Source organism: Brevundimonas mediterranea, assembly GCF_014196125.1.
Lineage (GTDB): Bacteria > Pseudomonadota > Alphaproteobacteria > Caulobacterales > Caulobacteraceae > Brevundimonas > Brevundimonas mediterranea.
Window position 1 is genome coordinate 1,279,329 of the sequence record NZ_JACIDA010000001.1, and the last position, 17,004, is coordinate 1,296,332.

17 protein-coding genes are annotated in these 17,004 nt (G+C 66.0%); 1 reads left to right on the forward strand and 16 read right to left on the reverse strand.

Translation table 11 applies throughout. The features are described 5' to 3' along the window. Window positions 1-77: 77 nt before the first annotated feature. The gene (gene gyrA, locus GGR11_RS06400) at window positions 78-2,855 is read right to left on the reverse strand and encodes a DNA gyrase subunit A (RefSeq protein WP_183195897.1); all 2,778 of its coding nucleotides are present in this window, start codon (window positions 2,853-2,855) and stop codon (window positions 78-80) included. A 122-nt stretch (window positions 2,856-2,977) separates the two neighbouring features. Between gyrA and GGR11_RS06405 the strand changes: the two genes are divergently transcribed. Further along, window positions 2,978-3,553 carry a superoxide dismutase family protein gene (locus GGR11_RS06405; RefSeq protein WP_035309653.1) on the forward strand — a complete coding sequence of 192 codons (576 nt, stop codon included), beginning with the start codon at window positions 2,978-2,980 and terminating at the stop codon, window positions 3,551-3,553. A 68-nt stretch (window positions 3,554-3,621) separates the two neighbouring features. Here GGR11_RS06405 and GGR11_RS06410 read toward each other — a convergent pair whose 3' ends face one another. From GGR11_RS06410 to GGR11_RS06480, 15 genes are all read right to left on the reverse strand, one after another. Beyond that, window positions 3,622-4,152, reverse strand: a complete 531-nt coding sequence (locus tag GGR11_RS06410; protein ID WP_183195898.1) for a DUF1003 domain-containing protein — start codon at window positions 4,150-4,152, stop codon at window positions 3,622-3,624. A 30-nt stretch (window positions 4,153-4,182) separates the two neighbouring features. Then, window positions 4,183-5,103, reverse strand: coding sequence for a DMT family transporter (locus tag GGR11_RS06415; RefSeq protein ID WP_183195899.1), 921 nt, complete (start codon window positions 5,101-5,103; stop codon window positions 4,183-4,185). 64 nt (window positions 5,104-5,167) lie between these two features. Then, window positions 5,168-5,638, reverse strand: coding sequence for a DUF2269 family protein (locus tag GGR11_RS06420; RefSeq protein ID WP_183195900.1), 471 nt, complete (start codon window positions 5,636-5,638; stop codon window positions 5,168-5,170). Continuing rightward, window positions 5,635-6,936, reverse strand: coding sequence for an SDR family oxidoreductase (locus tag GGR11_RS06425; RefSeq protein ID WP_183195901.1), 1,302 nt, complete (start codon window positions 6,934-6,936; stop codon window positions 5,635-5,637). The genes GGR11_RS06420 and GGR11_RS06425 overlap by 4 nt, the downstream gene beginning before the upstream one ends. Then, entirely contained in the window at window positions 6,933-7,388 is a 456-nt protein-coding gene (locus GGR11_RS06430; RefSeq protein WP_183195902.1) for a thiol-disulfide oxidoreductase DCC family protein, read from the reverse strand. The genes GGR11_RS06425 and GGR11_RS06430 overlap by 4 nt, the downstream gene beginning before the upstream one ends. An 18-nt stretch (window positions 7,389-7,406) precedes the next feature. After that, complete coding sequence (gene ssb / locus GGR11_RS06435) at window positions 7,407-7,913, reverse strand: single-stranded DNA-binding protein (protein ID WP_183195903.1); 507 nt, start codon at window positions 7,911-7,913, stop codon at window positions 7,407-7,409. Between the two features lie 184 nt (window positions 7,914-8,097). Continuing rightward, the gene (locus GGR11_RS06440) at window positions 8,098-8,523 is read right to left on the reverse strand and encodes a PDC sensor domain-containing protein (RefSeq protein WP_183195904.1); all 426 of its coding nucleotides are present in this window, start codon (window positions 8,521-8,523) and stop codon (window positions 8,098-8,100) included. Continuing rightward, window positions 8,523-9,203, reverse strand: coding sequence for a hypothetical protein (locus tag GGR11_RS06445; protein WP_183195905.1), 681 nt, complete (start codon window positions 9,201-9,203; stop codon window positions 8,523-8,525). The genes GGR11_RS06440 and GGR11_RS06445 overlap by 1 nt, the downstream gene beginning before the upstream one ends. A gap of 79 nt (window positions 9,204-9,282) precedes the next feature. Further along, a complete protein-coding gene (locus GGR11_RS06450; protein WP_183195906.1) occupies window positions 9,283-11,988 on the reverse strand; it encodes a transcriptional regulator in 2,706 nt (901 codons plus the stop codon). 62 nt (window positions 11,989-12,050) lie between these two features. Further along, window positions 12,051-12,968 (reverse strand): flagellin, encoded by a 918-nt coding sequence (locus GGR11_RS06455; protein ID WP_183195907.1) that lies wholly within the window; start codon window positions 12,966-12,968, stop codon window positions 12,051-12,053. 134 nt (window positions 12,969-13,102) lie between these two features. Beyond that, the gene (locus tag GGR11_RS06460) at window positions 13,103-13,399 is read right to left on the reverse strand and encodes a hypothetical protein (protein WP_183195908.1); all 297 of its coding nucleotides are present in this window, start codon (window positions 13,397-13,399) and stop codon (window positions 13,103-13,105) included. Window positions 13,400-13,486: 87 nt separating this feature from the next. Further along, on the reverse strand, window positions 13,487-14,284 hold the full coding sequence (locus GGR11_RS06465; protein WP_183195909.1) for a flagellin: 798 nt from the start codon (window positions 14,282-14,284) through the stop codon (window positions 13,487-13,489). A 113-nt stretch (window positions 14,285-14,397) separates the two neighbouring features. Beyond that, the gene (locus GGR11_RS06470; RefSeq protein ID WP_183195910.1) at window positions 14,398-15,204 is read right to left on the reverse strand and encodes a flagellin; all 807 of its coding nucleotides are present in this window, start codon (window positions 15,202-15,204) and stop codon (window positions 14,398-14,400) included. Window positions 15,205-15,317: 113 nt separating this feature from the next. After that, a complete protein-coding gene (locus GGR11_RS06475; RefSeq protein WP_183195911.1) occupies window positions 15,318-16,061 on the reverse strand; it encodes a flagellin in 744 nt (247 codons plus the stop codon). Between the two features lie 113 nt (window positions 16,062-16,174). Further along, entirely contained in the window at window positions 16,175-16,987 is an 813-nt protein-coding gene (locus GGR11_RS06480; RefSeq protein ID WP_183195912.1) for a flagellin N-terminal helical domain-containing protein, read from the reverse strand. Window positions 16,988-17,004 lie beyond the last annotated feature (17 nt).

Here is a 17,004-nt window from a genome sequence, read left to right on the forward strand (position 1 = left end):
CCCTCACCCTTTCGCGCCAGAACGATCGCTTCGCTCTCGTGCGCTCAAGCCCTCTCCCGGCGGGAGAGGGTGTGAACTTAGTCCTCGCCGCCCTCTTCACCGGCGACATCCGCATCATCCGAACCGCCGCTGTCGGGCAGGCGTTCGACCGAGACGACCTTTTCGTCCTTGCCGGTGCGGAAGATGGTGACGCCCTGGCTGGAGCGGCCGACGATGCGGACTTGGTCGATGCGGGTGCGGATCATCTGGCCGCCCGAGGTGACCAGCAGCAGGTCGTCGGTTTCCTCGACCGGGAAGGCCGCCGCCAGGCGGGCGCCTGCGCGACCGCCCAGGCCGTGAGCCGTCAGACCCTGGCCGCCGCGACCGGTGCGGCGGTATTCGTAGGCCGAGGACCGCTTGCCGAAGCCGGTCTCGGTGACCGTCAGGATGAACTGTTCGGCGGCGCCCAGTTGGGCGATCCGTTCGACGGTCAGGGCGGCGTCAGCGACATCGTCTTCGGCTTCAGCCGGAGCCGCGACATCCTCTTCCGCGTCCGCACCGGCCAAGGCCTTGCGCATGGCGTTGGCGTGTTTGACGTAAGCCGAGCGTTCTTCCGGGGTCGCATCGACCCGGCCCAGGATGGCCATGGAGATGACCTCGTCGCCGTCCTGCAGGCGCACGCCCCGGACGCCGGTCGAATCCCGGCCCTTGAACACGCGCACGTCGTCGGCCTTGAAGCGGATCGCGCGGCCCAGGGCCGTGGTCAGCAGGATGTCGTCATCGGCGGTGCACAGGCCGACGCCGACCATGCGGTCGTCGCCTTCCAGCTTCATGGCGATCTTGCCGGCGCGGTTGACCGTGGCGAAGTCCGACAGCTTGTTGCGGCGCACGTCGCCCGCCTGGGTGGCGAACATGATGTCGTAGTCGCCCCAGGTCGTCTCGTCCTCGGGCAGGGGCAGGACGTTCATGATGCTGTCGCCCGGCTCGATGGGCAGCAGGTTGACGAAGGCCTTGCCGCGCGACTGCGGATTGCCCAGCGGCAGGCGCCAGGTCTTCAGCTTGTAGGCCTTGCCGTTGGTGGCGAAGAACAGGACCGGGGTATGGGTGGAGGCGCTGAACACGCCGGTGATGGCGTCCTCATCCTTCATCGTCATCCCGGACTTGCCCTTGCCGCCGCGATGCTGGGTCCGATAGGCGTTCAGGGCCACGCGCTTGACATAGCCGCCGTGGGTGACGGTGACGACCATATCCTCGCGCGGGATCAGGTCCTCGTCCTCCATCTCGCCGTCGCCTTCCCCGATCAGGGTGCGACGCGGCACGGCGAACTTGTCCTTCACGTCGATCAGGTCGTCGCGAATGATGGCCAGGACGTTCTTGCGGTCCGACAGGATGGTCAGGTGGCCCTGGATGGTGTCGGCCAGGCCGTTCGCCTCGCCGAAGATGTCGTCGCGGCCCAGGCCGGTCAGGCGTGACAGGGTCAGGGCCAGGATGGCGCGGGCCTGTTCGTCGGTCAGTTGCAGGCTGTCGCCGTTGATGACGACGCTGCGGGGGTCGGCGATCAGCTCGACCAGGGCCATCATGTCGCCGACGGGCCAGGGCTTGGCCTGCAGGCGTTCGCGCGCCTCGGTCGGATCGGCCGAGGAACGGATGATGTGGATGACCTCGTCGATATTGGCGACGGCGACGGCGAGACCGACCAGGACGTGGCCGCGGTCGCGGGCCTTGTTCAGCTCGAACTTGACGCGGCGAACGACGACTTCCTCGCGGAAGTCGAGGAAGATCTGCAGCAGGTCGCGCAGGCCCATCTGCTCGGGCCGGCCGTGGTTCAGCGCCAGCATGTTGACGCCGAACGAGCTCTGCATCGCCGTGTAGCGCCACAGCTGGTTCAGAATCACGTCGCCGGAGGCGTCGCGCTTCAGCTCGATGACGATCCGCATGCCCTGACGGTCGGATTCGTCGCGGACGTCGGAAATGCCTTCCAGACGCTTCTCGCGCACCATTTCGGCGATGCGTTCGATCAGGGTCTGTTTGTTGACCTGATAGGGCAGTTCGGTGACGACGATGGCCTCGCGATCCTTGCGGATCTCCTCGACCGAGGCGCGGCCGCGCACGACCACCGAGCCGCGACCGTCGCGCAGGGCGTTGCGCGGCGCGGTGCGGCCCATGATCTCGCCGCCGGTCGGGAAGTCGGGACCGGGCACGATGTCCAGCAGGACGTCGTCGGTGACGTTGGGATCGTCCAGCAGGGCCAGGGCCGCATCCACGACCTCGCCCAGATTATGCGGCGGGATATTGGTCGCCATGCCGACGGCGATGCCGCCGGCGCCATTGACCAGCAGGTTCGGGATCCGGCTCGGCAGGACGACCGGTTCCAGCTCCTTCTCGTCGTAGTTCGGCTGGAAATCGACGGTGTCCTTGTCGATGTCGGCCATCAGGGCGACGGCGGCCGGGGCCATCTTGGCCTCGGTGTAACGCATCGAGGCGGGCATATCGCCGTCGACCGAGCCGAAGTTGCCCTGGCCGTCGACCAGCATCAGCCCCATCGAGAAGGGCTGAGCCATCCGCACCAAGGCCATATAGACTGAGGCGTCGCCGTGAGGGTGGAACCGGCCCAGCACGTCGCCGACCACGCGGGCGCATTTCGAATAGCTGCGCTCGGGCGTCATGTTCAGATCGTGCATCGAATAGAGGATGCGACGGTGAACCGGTTTGAGGCCGTCACGGGCGTCGGGAAGCGCGCGCGAAACGATCACGCTCATGGCGTAGTCGAGGTACGAACGCTTCAGTTCGTCCTCGATCGTGATCGTGGAAATGTCGGAGCCGCCGCCTCCCGGAACGATCGGAGTTGCGGCGTTTTCGTAGCTGTCGTCGGTCAAGGAAGCGTGGCTTTATGCGGCCGGAATCGGAACGTGATCCGCTGTGACGATTTCTAGCATTCCAGGGCCTCGGTGGCAAAGCGACGTCGCCGTGAAAGCCCGTCTCTGAAAGGACGTTCCACATGCGCTTCACGCCCCTCGCCGCCGCCCTCGCTCTCGCCGCCCCGCTGGCCCTCGCCGGAGCCTGCGCTTCGACCGCCGATGCGGCCCAGATGCAGGCTGAACGCGCGCCCGTCGGCGCCACCGGACAGGCCGTTCTGATCAACGCCCAGGGGGCCAATATCGGACGCGTCGATCTGCGCCAGGGACCGACCGGCCTGGTGATCAAGGTCGAGGCCTCGGGCCTGACGCCCGGCTGGCACGGCATCCATATCCATGCGACCGGCGAATGCGCCGCACCCTTCACCTCGTCCGGCGCCCATATCAACCACGGCGAGCCCAAGGCCCCGCACGGCCTGCTGAACGCCGCTGGCCCCGACGACGGCGACCTGCCGAACGTCTACGCCGGCGCCGACGGCAAGGTGAACGCCGAACTGTTCACCACCCGCGCGCGGATTTCGTCGGAAGGTCCGGGACAATGGCTGTGGGACGCCGACGGATCGGCGATCATCATCCACGCCAATCCGGACGACCACTCCAGCCAGCCCATCGGCGGCGCCGGAGATCGGGTCGCCTGCGCGGCGCTGAGCGCGAGCTGAGCCACGCCAGTCCCCTGTCTCCCCGCCATCCTCGCGCTTGACCCGAGGATGGCGGGGGATGGGATGCGTCAGCGCCCCTTCTCGGCCAGCAACCGCTCGATCATTTCAGTCTGTTCCTGCTGGCGTGCCGTCAGGTGTTCGACCTTGTCCAGCAGGGCCATGATCTCGATCTCGGCCTTCAGATTGACCTGGTAGTCGTTGCCGGCGTCCAGCCGGTCCTTCGAGGCCTGACGGTTCTGGCTCATCATGATGATCGGCGCCTGGACCGCCGCGACCATCGACAGCATCAGGTTCAGAAAGATGAAGGGATAGGGGTCGAACGCGTCCCGTCTCAGAACCAGATTGATCAACGTCCAGGTCACGAGGAACAGGCCGAAGGCGATCAGAAAGGTCCAGGATCCGCCGAACTCCGCCACGCGATCCGCCAAACGGTCGCCGAAACTCTGGCGGTCGTCGAAGGCCTCGTTCACATCCTCCGAGATGGGGCGGCGTTCGGCGGCGCTGCGAACGACGCTGGCCTCGTTAGCAGCCAGTTCATGCGTCTCCTTGCCCAGCCAGCGGCGGGAGACATGATCGGCGTCGAGAGGGGCGTGCGGCATGACATATTCCTGAATCGCTCAGGAAACAGATCAAGCCTTGGCGGCCCCCGCGCGCAAGCCCCGTTCGGCCAGGGCGACCAGGGCGACCCCGCCCATGGTAATGGCCGAGCCGGTCAGGATTTGGGGCGTCAGGACGTCGCCCATCAAGCCCCAGCCGATCAGCATCGACACCACGGGGGTCACCAGAAGATAGGGCGTCACCCGCCCGGCCTCGCGCCGCTGCACCAGCCAGAACAACAGGGTGGTGGCCAGGACGGAGGAGACGATCCCCGCCCACAGCAACGAGGCCCAGACCATGGGCGTGGCGGACTTCACCGCCTCCCACTGCCCGTGCTCGAACACAGCCGAACCGAAGGCCATGACGGGGAAGGCGCCGAGCGCCAGCAGCCCCTGCATCTTCAGCGGCGGGATCGAGGTCGTGCGCCGCGCGACCACCGTCGTCACGCCCCAGGCCGCCCCCGCCGCGATGGCGACCAGGATGGCCTTCCAGTCCTGAAGCGCATGGGCGTCCAGCGTCATCCAGGCCACGCCGACAAAGGCCACGCCCATGCCGACCAGGGCCGCCTTGCTCAGCCTTTCACCCAGGATCAGGAAGGCGAACAGGGCGGTAAAGGGAATCCACAGCTGGTTGGCCACCGTCACGGGGCTGACGTCGGTCGCCATCCAGTAGGCGGTGTAGGCCAGACCATACTGGATCGGCCCGCCGACGATGACGATCAGCAGCAGGCTCCTCCAGTCCGGGAACGGCGGACGGACGAAGACGATCAGACAGGCCGTTGCGAGACCGAAACGGATCGCCCCGACCAGCAGCGGCGGCAGGGTCTCGGTCGCCAGCTTGGCGCCGGCGTTGTTGACGCCCCACACCACGATGATCGCCACGATGGCGGCGATCTCCAATCCGGTCAGGGCGTGGGGCTTGTGCGATGGCGGGGCGGGGGTGGCGGCGGTCATGGTCCGCCTATCGCACGACGCAGGCCTCGCGTCGGCTCACTTTGAATGAGCTTAGGTTTCCGGCTTAAAATTCAGGCTTGGCGACCATCAGCCAGTAGATGGCCAGGACGCCGGCGAAGGCGGGCCAGCCCAGGGCGAACCACCAGCGGAACAGGCGATGGTAGGCGGACGGAAGCGCCGCCCCCTGCCCCGCCGCCTGCTCGGCCAGCTTCATCATCCGATACTGTATCCAAACGACCGGCAGCCAGCAGACGCCGATGAAGACATAGAGGCCATAGGCCGCCAGCAGCCAGGGACTGGTCAGGGACCAGCCCTGCAGATGGATCAGGCCCAGGCCGCTGATGGGCTGGACCACCACGGCGGTGGTGGTGAAGACGAAATCGGCCAGGACCACGATGCGGCCGACCTCGGCCACCGTGCGGGCGTCGCGCGTGGCGTGGGCGCGAAGCATGAAGAAGGCGATGCCCGCCCCCGTGCCGAACAGGACGGCGCCGGACAGGATGTGGATGATTTTCAACGCGAAATAGAGGCTCATCGGCGGGCGTCCGTTGCGGCCACGAACAGGCACAGCGCCATCATCGGCAGGACCTTCAGCCACGGCCCCAGCGGATCGATCCAGTAATGGGGCAGGCTGAGCGTGCCCGCGATCAGATAGCCGACGGTCGCCAGACACATGAAGATCGCCACCCGCGCCGTCCAGGGCCGCACGAATAGGGCCAACCCAAGAACCACGTCCAGCAGCGCGCCCCACCCGGCCACCGGCACGGCCCAGCGGCCGTAGCCGCCCTCGTGCAGAATGGCGACGGCGCCGTTCCAGCCCGGCCCGAAGCTGATCAGGCCCGTGATCAGCCAGAACAGGCCCAGGGTCAGAATGGAGATCGGGCGGACGAACCACAGCCGCGCGTGCCAGACGTCCTGGACCGAAGCCGGGGTCTCGGCCAGGAAACGCGTAAAGCCGCGCGAAGACACGCCCAAACGCTCGGCCCAGCCGCTGTCGTGGCCGGAGACGTCGTGGTCCATCTGGCGCAGGGCCGTGGTGCGGATCGGCGAGGACCAGCCCAACCGCCCCAGCAGATCGCCGACCGCCAGGGCCGGAGCGGCGAGGGCGCGCGTGACGCGCACCACCGGCGCCGGTTTCAAGCCCAGCCAACCACGATAGAGGCGCACCGTCTGGGCCATTGTCACCGCCTCCGGACCCGGCATGTCCAGGGTCAGACGCGACGGAGCGCCGGGCCGCAAGGCCGCGACGATGGCGGCGGTCAGGTCGCCGAGGGCGATCGGACGAAAGACCTGGTCGCCGCCCACGACCGGCGAGAACAGCGGGAAGGCCGCCAGCGCCCGGATCAGACCCGTGCCGCCGAAGGCCGCCCGGTCCACCACCAGCGACGGCCGCAGGATCAGCCAGTCGAGCGTGCCGTCCTCGACCAGGCGTTCGGTCTGCGCCTTGGTGCGGGCGTAGTCGGTGCCCGCCGCGTCATCGGCGCCGACAGCGGAGATATGGATCAGCCGGGCGACGCCCGCCGCCTCACAGGCCGCGATCAGGGCGCGCGGCCCGTCGACATGGGCGGCGCGGGTGCTGTCGCCGCCGCCGTCCTGCAGGACGCCGACGCAGTTCACCACAGCCGACACCCCGTCCAGCAGCGGCGCCCAGGCCTGGGCCGTCGTCAGTTTCAAAAAGTCGGCCGCCACCCAGTCGAAGCTGGGGGCGCGTCGGGACGGTTCGGCGATACGCCGGGCGCCCGCTCTCACGCTCCAGCCTTCGGCGGACAGGGCGGCCGAGACATGCGAGCCGATGAAGCCGTTGGCGCCCAGCACCAGCACCCGTCCGCTCATCCCAGCACTCTATCCTTCAGATCGACGCCCGCCGGAGGGAGGGCGCACCAGGTCGCGCCCGGAAACCGACGACGGCGACGCGCGATAAAATCATACAGCCGGTCACGAATGAACCGAGGCGCGATGCGCCCGACGCTCGCCCAACGATAAGGCGCGGGCAGTTGGGCGACGATGGCCAGCACGGCGTCGGAGCGTTCGCGCGCCACGCCGTCCTGGATCAGCAGCATGGTCGCCGGATCCTGGGGATCAACGCCGTAATGCGTCAAAAGCGACTGCCCCAAGGCCGATTGCGTCGGCGCCAGCCGGAATACGCCGGCCCCGTCGGTCTTCAGGATCTTGCGCGCCGAGCCGGAGCAGAGCGCGCAATCGCCGTCGAACAGAACCAGGGGGCGGTCGTCCGGGAAGGCCGGAACGGCGAGATCCTCACGATAGCTGTAAGGCCCCCGCCCCATGGTTGGTTCGGATCGACCTTAGAACGGAATGTCGTCGTTCAGGTCGTAGCTCTCCTTGGGCCCGCTCGGCTTGTTGGCGCCGCCGGTGGAGAAGCCCGAGGAATAGTCGTCGTCGCCGCGACCACCACCGCCGCCGCCGCCGTAACCGCCACCTTGCGAGGCGCCGCCTTCCGCACGGCCGCCCAGCATGGTCAGTTCACCCTTGAAGCGGCTGACCACGATCTCGGTCGAATATTTCTCGACGCCCTGCTGATCGGTCCATTTGCGGGTCTGGAGCGCGCCCTCGATATAGACGGTCGATCCCTTCTTCACATAGTTCTCCACCACCTTGACGATGTTGTCGTTGAAGATGACGACCCGGTGCCACTCGGTCTTTTCCTTGCGCTCGCCCGAGGACTTGTCGCGCCAGGTTTCCGAGGTCGCGATCGACAGGTTGGCGATACGGTCGCCGTTCGGCATCGACCGGATTTCGGGATCGCGGCCCAGATTGCCGACCAGAATGACCTTGTTGACGCTGCCCGCCATGGAAACTTCTTTCTCGTAGGGAGCGGCGAGTCCCTCGCCCGCTCCGTAATTCAGCCGGATGTCTTAGAGCCGCCGCCAGTCACCGCCAGCCGCATTCGACATCAGACCCGCCAAATCGGTGGATTAACGAAATGTTCCACCTTTGTTCACGTCACGCAAGTCTCTTCTACGACCGGCCGGAGCCCTACTTCGTTTCGGGGGGCGGGGCGGCGATCGCGATCGGGCGCCCCGTCTCGTCACGCTGGATGGCGCCGGGAATAGCTAGGCGGCCGTCGCCGGTCCGGGCCATGGCGAAGAAACGGCTGCCCGTCAGGCTCTTGCCGAATTTCACGCCTTCGCGGTCGACGAAGATGAAGCGGCCCTGATAGGCGCCCGCGACCTCCTGGTTCGAGCCGCCCATGCGCAGGAAGCGCAAACGCATCTCTTCCAGCTGGCCGGCGCACAGTTCGATCTGGGTGACGTTCTCACCCATCTTCTGCAGGCGCGGCGGCTGACCCTCCGGGGTGGCGACGAAATAGCAGACGCCCGGCTCGAACTCGAACTTCGGCTGGTTGCTGCACGCCGCCAGGACGGCGGCGACGGCGATGGCGGAAACAGCGAAGACGCGCATCAGTTCAGACCCGGGAATTGGCAGTTGCGGTCCTGCTCCGCCAGGGTGCGGAAACGGCTGTTGTCGCCCGACTGTTCCACACGACGCGGGACGAGGCGAAGCGTCGTGTCGCCCCAGCGGCCGTACTGGGCGTCGCCGGGACGGACGCAGGTTCCGGCGTACAGGGCCTGGACGCAGGCGTTCAGGCTCATGCCGCTGGACAGGACACGCCAGTCGGACCCGCTGTGGCGCAGGCACTGGGCGCCGGCGGACGGCGCGGGCGCCGGATTGCTGGGCGCGGCGGCGCCCTGAGCCGGACTCGGCAGGGGATCGGCCTGGGCCATCTCGACCGGCGGCAGTTCCGGCGGCGGGGCGAAGGCGGCGGTGGGAGCGGCCGCCAGGGCGCCCGTCTCGTCGATGCCGACATCCAGGGCGTCCGTCGCCAGGCCGTTGCGTTGGGCGCAGACAGCCAGGGTCGCCATGCCCACGAACTGGCCGTCCACGAAGCAGCGCAACTCGCGCGTCGGCTCCAGCGTCGGGGCGTCGGCCAGGTCGACGGTCAGACCGCCCCTCGCGGCCGGCGGGGCTTCCGGCGTCTTGTCGCCGCCACCGGTGAAGATAAGCGCCAGCACCACGGCGGCGATGATCACCAGACCTGCGCCGATGGCGATGATGACGCGATTGTCGTTCGGAAGGGCCATAGGGGGCTTTCGCAACTGAGGCGCCCAATAACCCGGAACGGGCGCCGGGCGTCAACCGCCTAGGCGCCCATGACGCCGATCAGACCGACAGGCGGCTCAGCGCGGCCTGGAAGTTGGCGAGTTGGGTCTGGTAGTAGGCGCTTGATGAACCTTTTCCGGTCTGGGTATTGGTGATCGTGCCGGTCGAGGGCGCCAGCGACTTGTAGGCGGACCGAACGGCCGTCATCGCCTGGGCGATGCCCTCGTTCGCCGCCTTGATCGAGGCCGGATCGTTCAGGTTCAACAGGGTCGACAGATTCAGACCGAAGGTCTTTGGCGCATCCTTGTCCGGCTTGACGGGGCTGACGAAGCCGGGGGTCAATCCCAGGGCCGCCAGGGCGTCCTTGCCGACTGCGCCAGACGAAATGATGGCGCCCTCCCGGTTCGCCGCCGTGGATATCTGCAGCCGCTGGGTAACGGGTACGGCCTTCAGGTCCGTCACCACCTTGGCGTCCAGCTGGCGGCCCGAGGCGTTCACGATCTTCTTGGCCAGAGTCTCCAGCGTGTCCTTGGCCTCGATCGTCACGGTGACGGCCCGCCCGCCGCCTGCCGGCGAAATGCTGAACTGATCCCCGACCCGCGCGGCGGTCCCGATCGTCAGCAGCTTGGAGTCCGCCTGCATGATCTCGCCCTGCGGCAGCCCCAGCCGGTCCAGCACGCTGGAACCGCCTGCGGCGAAGCTCAGACTGGTCGGTTTGGCCTGGTCGTCAGCGGCGCGCCAGGTCTTGTTCTGGTCCACCGCGCCTGTCGCCAGGTCGATACGCGCCAGATAGCCCTGGGTCGGACTGTCCTTGGTCGCGCCCTCGGCGCGGTTCGTGCCGGTGATCCAGACCTTGCCGTTCTTGATTTCGACATCGGCGGCGGTGTCGTCGCCCGCCCCGCCGAAATAGGTCAGCCGGTCGCTGCCCGACGCCTGAAGATCGGCCGACAGGGTGGCGACGAACACGTCCTTGCCGCCGGCGTGGGCGTTGGTCACCGTGCCGATGTCCAGCGCGCCGTTATCGGTATGGCCGGTCACGACGACCTTGCCGTTTTCCACCGATACGCCCGCGATTTCACCGCTGGCGTAGCCCAGGTCGCGAGTCGAGGCCAAGGTCGGCACACCCTCTGCATTGAGGGTGAAGCGCCGGACGATGGCCTTTCCGTTCTCGACCCCGGCCGTATAGAGGTCTGAACCGGACACCGTCATCGCCTGGACGGAATCGTCGCCGGCGCCGCCGAACTGCAAGGTGGAGACATTCACCCCGGCGATCGGCCCGGTCACGGTCAGGGGCTTTTCCTGGAAGGTCTGTAGATAGGAATCCCATCCGCCCAGGGCCACGGTCCCCGACATGGCCGATTTGGACCGTCCCGCCACATACACTACGCCGTTGGCGCCGAAACTGACCTCCGTCGCCTCGTCGGCGGCCTTGGCGCCTCGACGCTGGGTCCACAGTTCCTTGCCGGAGTCATCGAAAAGCGTGACGAAACTGTCGGCGGTCGTGGCGCTGTCGCCGCTCTTGCCCGGCACCAGCGCCCCTGTGACCGAACCGGCCAGGGCCACACGTCCTTCGCCGTCGATGGCGATGGAGAAGCCGTTCGCGCTGGACGCCGCCCCCAACAGCTTGGTCTGCATCAGGTTGCCGGCGGAATCATACTTCATCAGGGCGACGTCGCGCGTGCCCTTGATCGGCTGGGCTGCGTCGCCGGCCTTCAGATCGGCCACGACCCAGATCGAACCGTCCGGAGCCACGGCGCTGGCTCGCACCGCCTCGACGCCGTCGGGCATCTCGGTATGCCCGACCCGGCCCTCGACCCAGAAGGGATCGTTTACGCCCTGCTGCGCGGCGGGCGCAGCGCCGCCGTCGGCCTGGAACTTCAATATCTGTCCCGCGCCGGCCTTGCCGACGCCCTGGGTCACATAGACGGCGTCGGACGTATCGACCGCCGCGAAACTGACCTTCTCGCCCGCACCGCCCGTGACCTTCAGAGCCCACTGGTCCGGCCCGGCCGGCAGGGTGATGGTCTTGTCGCCGGACTTGATCGTCTTGGGCTCCGCGGGGATGTATTGCGTCCCTACCCGCGTCGCGACGCCGGCCGCCTCCAGCTTGCCGTTCATATAGTTGACGACATTGACCATCGACCGTTCGGTGGAGCCCATCTCGGACAGGTCCATGGCGACGGTCTGGCTTCCGGTCTCGGTCTTGGCCGTTATCGAGAACTTGACGTCGCCTTCGAACGCGGCGACCGGGCTTGTGGCGACGCCCTGGTGAAGCGGTGCGGTCGTGAAGGTCGTCGGCGCCCGCTCCAGCGCATAGCCGGTCTTGACTTTGGTCTGGGACACGCCCTGCACCAGGCGGACGTCCTCGAAGTCGGCGGTCTTAAGATAGGCCGACATCTCGGCCAATCCCTCGCTGAAGCGTTTCGACACCTGCGCGGCTTCCGCAGCCGTCAATCCCTTGACGCCCGCGCGATCCGCCAGGGCGCTGAGGCTGTTCAGTCCCTGATAAAGGGCGAACATCTTGCGATAGTCGCTGGACGCGCCCGACAGGTCCAGTTCGACCGAACCTTCGTTGATGATGTTTCGTCCCGCCAGGGCCGCCCGCACCAGCTCGCTGGCCTTGGGCGCAGTCGCCGACGCGGTCGAAGCCCACGGCGCCGTGGGCTGGGTCTTCTTTGGCTTAGCTGCAGGCGTGTTTGAGCCGATCAGCGACCCGGTGTCCGTCGTGATCCCGTAGAGACCCAGCAGATAGCTGTTGTTTATCATCTCACATGGCTCCGGCGATTACAGTGCGGCCGAGCCCGATAACGAAGTCTTAAGCCGCGGCGTCAGTTCTTAAACAGCGACAGGATCATCTGCGGCGCCTGGTTGGCGATCGACAGGGCCTGGACGCCGAGCTGTTGCTGCACCTGCAGGGCCTGGAGACGGGCGCTTTCCTTGGCCAGGTCGGCGTCGACCAGATTGCCGATGCCGGCTTCCAGCGAGTCCGAAAGCTTGCCGACATAGGTGGTGTGGCGTTCGATCTGCTTGGCCTGCGCCCCCAGTTCGGACAGTCGTGAACTGGCCACCGAGATGGCGTCGTCGATCCGCTGCAGCGCGAACTTGGCTTTTTCCTGGGTGAGCAGATCAGGGGCGGCGTTCAGCAGGGTCTCGTTTTCCGGCGTGCCGGCATTGTCGGTCCAGGCGTCGATCGCCGCAGTCGCCTTGTTCGAGTCATACGAGTTGGCCGCCAGGCCCAGGCCGACAAGCGTCAGATTCTGACGCTTCATCGCAATGGTTTCATTGCCGTCCGCACTCGCCAGGAACGTCATGTCGGTCGTGGCGGCGCCGTCGAGAATATTGGCCCCGTCGAAGATGGCGTTGTCGGCGAAGGACTGCACCGACTTCAACAGCGCCTGGAATTCCTGGTCATAGGAGGCGCGCGTCGCGGTGCTCTGGCTAGGATCGGCTGCAGCGGTCGCCTTCTGCTTCATTTCCAGCAGAATGTCCGAGATCTGTTCGCCTGCGGCCAGAGAGACGTCGGCGATCGAGGTCGCCCGGTTCAGGCTGGTCGTGACGGCTTCCAGAGACCCCTTGTCGGCGCGCTGTCCCTGGGCGACAGCCCATACGGCGGCGTTGTCCTTGGCGCCCTGGACCTTCAGGCCCGTATTCACCCGGCTCTGCGTCGACGCCAGCTGGTCGCTGGTGCGGTTCAGATTTTGCAGGGCGATCATCGCCGAGGTATTGGTGTGGATGCTGGTGGTCATGGCTTCAAGCCCCGGACGTTCTGTTCCCTGCAGGATTAACCATGAGTCGTGAGCGTATGGTTAACGACGGAGAAAGCATGTTTGCGCCGCCCGGCAAGCCGGCGACGTTGGGTTCGCTTGACTGAAAGGCCTCGCTAGATCGAGGTCTTCAGCAGATTTCCGCCCTTGTAGTCCGGGTCCTTGGCCAGATCCTGAACCACCTCTCGCGGCAGTTTCAGCACCACCTGACCTGTTACCGGGTCGCTGACCGTATAGATGTAACGGCCGTTTTCAGCCGTCTCGATGGTCAGGCGGTAGTTGCTGGACTCGCCCTTTTCCTCGACTGCGGTCTTTGGCGACTGCGGCTTGGCTGGAGGCGAATAGGCTGCGAGGTCGGTGTTTTCGGAAGCAAAAATCCTTACCGGCGGTACGCTCGCGACATTGTCTACCATGGCTCCTCGCGCGGATGGACCGCGCCCTTCTAGGTTTGAAAGAGAGCGAAGGGTCGGAACGGCGAAAACCGTCCCGACCGATCAGTCTTAACGGAACAGGCTCAGCAGCGTCTGGCTGGCCGAGTTGGCGATCGACAGCGCCTGCACGCCCAGCTGTTGCTTGGTTTGCAGGGCCGTCAGCTTGGCGCTTTCCTTGGCCAGGTCGGCGTCCACCAGATTGCCCACGCCGGCTTCAAGAGCGTCCTGAAGCTTGTTGACGAAGGTGATGCTGCGTCCCAGCGACTTCGATTTGGTGCCGAAATCGGACAGGACGCTGGTGAAGGCGGTGATGGCCGAGTCGACCGTGGCCACGATGGTGGCCGCGTCGCCGGCCACAGCCGTCGTCGTGGTCGCTACCGCAGTGTCCGCACCTGCAATGGCCTTCAGCGTGTAGGAGGTCGAAGAACCGGTCTGCACGGTGATGGCGGCAGCGTTCGCCTTGTACAGGTTGACGCCGTCGAAGGTGGCGCCTCCCAGTGCGCTGGCGATTTCCGTGCCGATGGCGTTGTATTCCGCCAGATACGAAGTCTGGGCGGCGCCGGTCGACCCGGCGATGCTGACCGCCAGGCCCTTCTGTTCTTCCAGCGCGCTCGTGATCGTATCGCCGGCGGCCAAGGCCACATCGACGATCGATTGACCGCGCTGGATCGAGCTGCGGACCGCGTCCTGCGACGCGGCGGCTGCACGTTGCGACGTGGCGATCGAGAAGATCGCCCCGCTGTCCTTGGCCGACGAGACCTTCATGCCGGTGTTGATGCGGTTTTGAGTCCGCTCCAGCTCCGAGCTGGTCTTGTTCAGGTTTTGCAGCGCGATGGCCGCGCCGTAGTTCGTATTGATGCTCGCCATTTTGGCGTTCCTTCTTCACTTCGTGATGGCCGGCGCCGTTTTGGCGACGGGAGCGTTTTGCTCGGGGTTCAAGACCTATGGCCCGGTCGTCGAGACGACCGGGCCTCCGGGCCTTAGCGGAAGAGGCTCAGCAGCGTTTGGCTGGCCGAGTTGGCGATCGACAGCGCCTGCACGCCCAGCTGTTGCTTGGTTTGCAGAGCCGTCAGCTTGGCGCTTTCCTTGGCCAGGTCGGCGTCCACCAGATTGCCGACACCGGCTTCAATCGAGTCCTGAAGCTTGTTGGTGAAGGTGATGCTGCGGCCCAGCGACTTGGACTGGGTGCCCAGGGTCGAAAGGGCGCCGGTGACAGCCGTGATGGCGGCGTCGACGTTGGCGGTCGTGTACTGAGCGACCGTGCCTGCGGTGAAATAACCCAGCTCCGTATTGGCGCTGAGGGCTGCCGCCGTACCCAAAACCTTGGTGTCGGATGCACCCGTTCCAGTCCGGACCGTAGTGGTCGCACCGGAAGCGGTGTTCAGCAGGTTGACACCGTCAAAGCTCGCGCCGGCCAGAGCACTGTTAATTTCCGTACCCAGGGCCGTGAACTCGGCTTGGTAGGACGTCAGTGCAGCGCCGGTGGATCCGGCGATGCTGACCGCGAGGCCCTTCATCTCTTCCAGAGCGGAAGTGATGGTGTCGCCGGCGGCCAGGGCCACATCGACCATCGATTGACCGCGTTGCATGGAGCTGCGGACCGCGTCTTGAGCGGAAGCGTTCGCCCGTTGACCCGTAGCGATCGAGAAGATCGCGCCACTGTCCTTGGCCGACGAGACCTTCATGCCGGTGTTGATGCGGTTTTGAGTCCGCTCCAGCTCCGAGCTGGTCTTGTTCAGGTTTTGCAGCGCGATGGCCGCACCGTAGTTCGTATTGATGCTCGCCATTTTGGCGTTCCTTCTTCACTTCGTGATGGCCGGTGCCGTTTTGGCGCCGGGAGCGTTTTGCTCGGGGTTCAAGACCTATGGCCCGGCCGTCGAAACGACCGGGCCTCCGGGCCTTAGCGGAAGAGGCTCAGCAGCGTTTGGCTGGCCGAGTTGGCGATCGACAGCGCCTGCACGCCCAGCTGTTGCTTGGTTTGCAGAGCCGTCAGCTTGGCGCTTTCCTTGGCCAGGTCGGCGTCCACCAGGTTGCCCACGCCGGCTTCAAGCGCGTCCTGATACTTGTTCACGAAGGTGATCTGGCGACCCAGCGACTTGGACTGGGTGCCCAGCGTCGACAGGGCGCCCGTGACGGTGGCGATGGCCGAGTCAATGGCAGTCGTCGTTGCGTCGCCACGCGCTTTGCTCCCGCCGGCGACGGCGGTGACGGTTGCGCCAGCCAAGGGTGTGGTCAGGCTGTTCACGCCATCGAAAGAGGCGCCAGAGATCGAAGAGGTGATCTCCAGGCTCAACGCATTGTATTCGGCCAGATAGGAGGTTTCCGCGCTGGAACCAGCGGTCGAGGCCGCGATGCTGACAGCCAGGCCTTTCATCTCTTCCAGAGCGGAAGTTATGGTGTCGCCGGCGGCCAGGGCCACATCGGTGATCGACTGTGTGCGTTGCAGACCCGAGCGGACCGCATCCTGAGACGCGGCGGTGGCCCGCTGCGACGTGGCGATCGAGAAGATCGCCCCGCTGTCCTTGGCCGAAGAGACCTTCATGCCGGTGTTGATGCGGTTTTGAGTCCGCTCCAGCTCAGAGTTGGTCTTGTTCAGGTTCTGCAGCGCGATAGACGCGCCGTAGTTCGTATTGATGCTCGCCATTTTGGCGTTCCTTCTTCACTTCGTGATGGCCGGCGCCGTTTTGGCGACGGGAGCGTTTTGCTCGGGGTTCAAGACCTATGGCCCGGCCGTCGAGACGACCGGGCCTCCGGGCCTTAGCGGAAGAGGCTCAGCAGCGTTTGGCTGGCCGAGTTGGCGATCGACAGCGCCTGCACGCCCAGCTGTTGCTTGGTTTGCAGAGCCGTCAGCTTGGCGCTTTCCTTGGCCAGGTCGGCGTCCACCAGATTGCCGACACCGGCTTCAATCGAGTCCTGAAGCTTGTTGGTGAAGGTGATGCTGCGACCCAGCGACTTGGACTGGGTGCCCAGGGTCGAAAGGGCGCCGGTGACGGCCGTGATGACCAGATCGACGTTGGCGGTCGTGAAGTCGGCGACAGTCGGCGACGCCGCCGTAAACTTGGCCAGGTCGGTATTGGCGCTGAGAGCGGCAGCCGTACCCAGAACCTTGGTGTCGCCAGCGCCCGTGCCGGTGCGGACCGTGGTGGTCGCGCCCGAGGCGGTGGTGAGCAGATTGACGCCGTCGAAGCTCGCGCCGTCAAGAGCGGACTTGATTTCCACACCCAGAGCCGTGAACTCAGCCTCGTAAGACGTCTTTGCAGCGCCGGTGGACCCGGCGATGCTGACCGCGAGGCCCTTCATCTCTTCCAGAGCGGATGTGATCGTGTCGCCGGCGGCCAGGGCCACATCGACGATCGATTGACCGCGCTGCATGGAACTGCGAACCGCATCCTGAGCGGAAGCGTTCGCCCGCTGTCCGGTGGCGATCGAGAAGATCGCGCCGCTGTCCTTGGCCGTTGAGACCTTCATGCCGGTGTTGATGCGGTTTTGAGTCCGCTCCAGCTCCGCGTTGGTCTTGTTCAGGTTCTGCAGCGCGATAGACGCGCCGTAGTTCGTATTGATGCTCGCCATTTTGGCGTTCCTTCTTC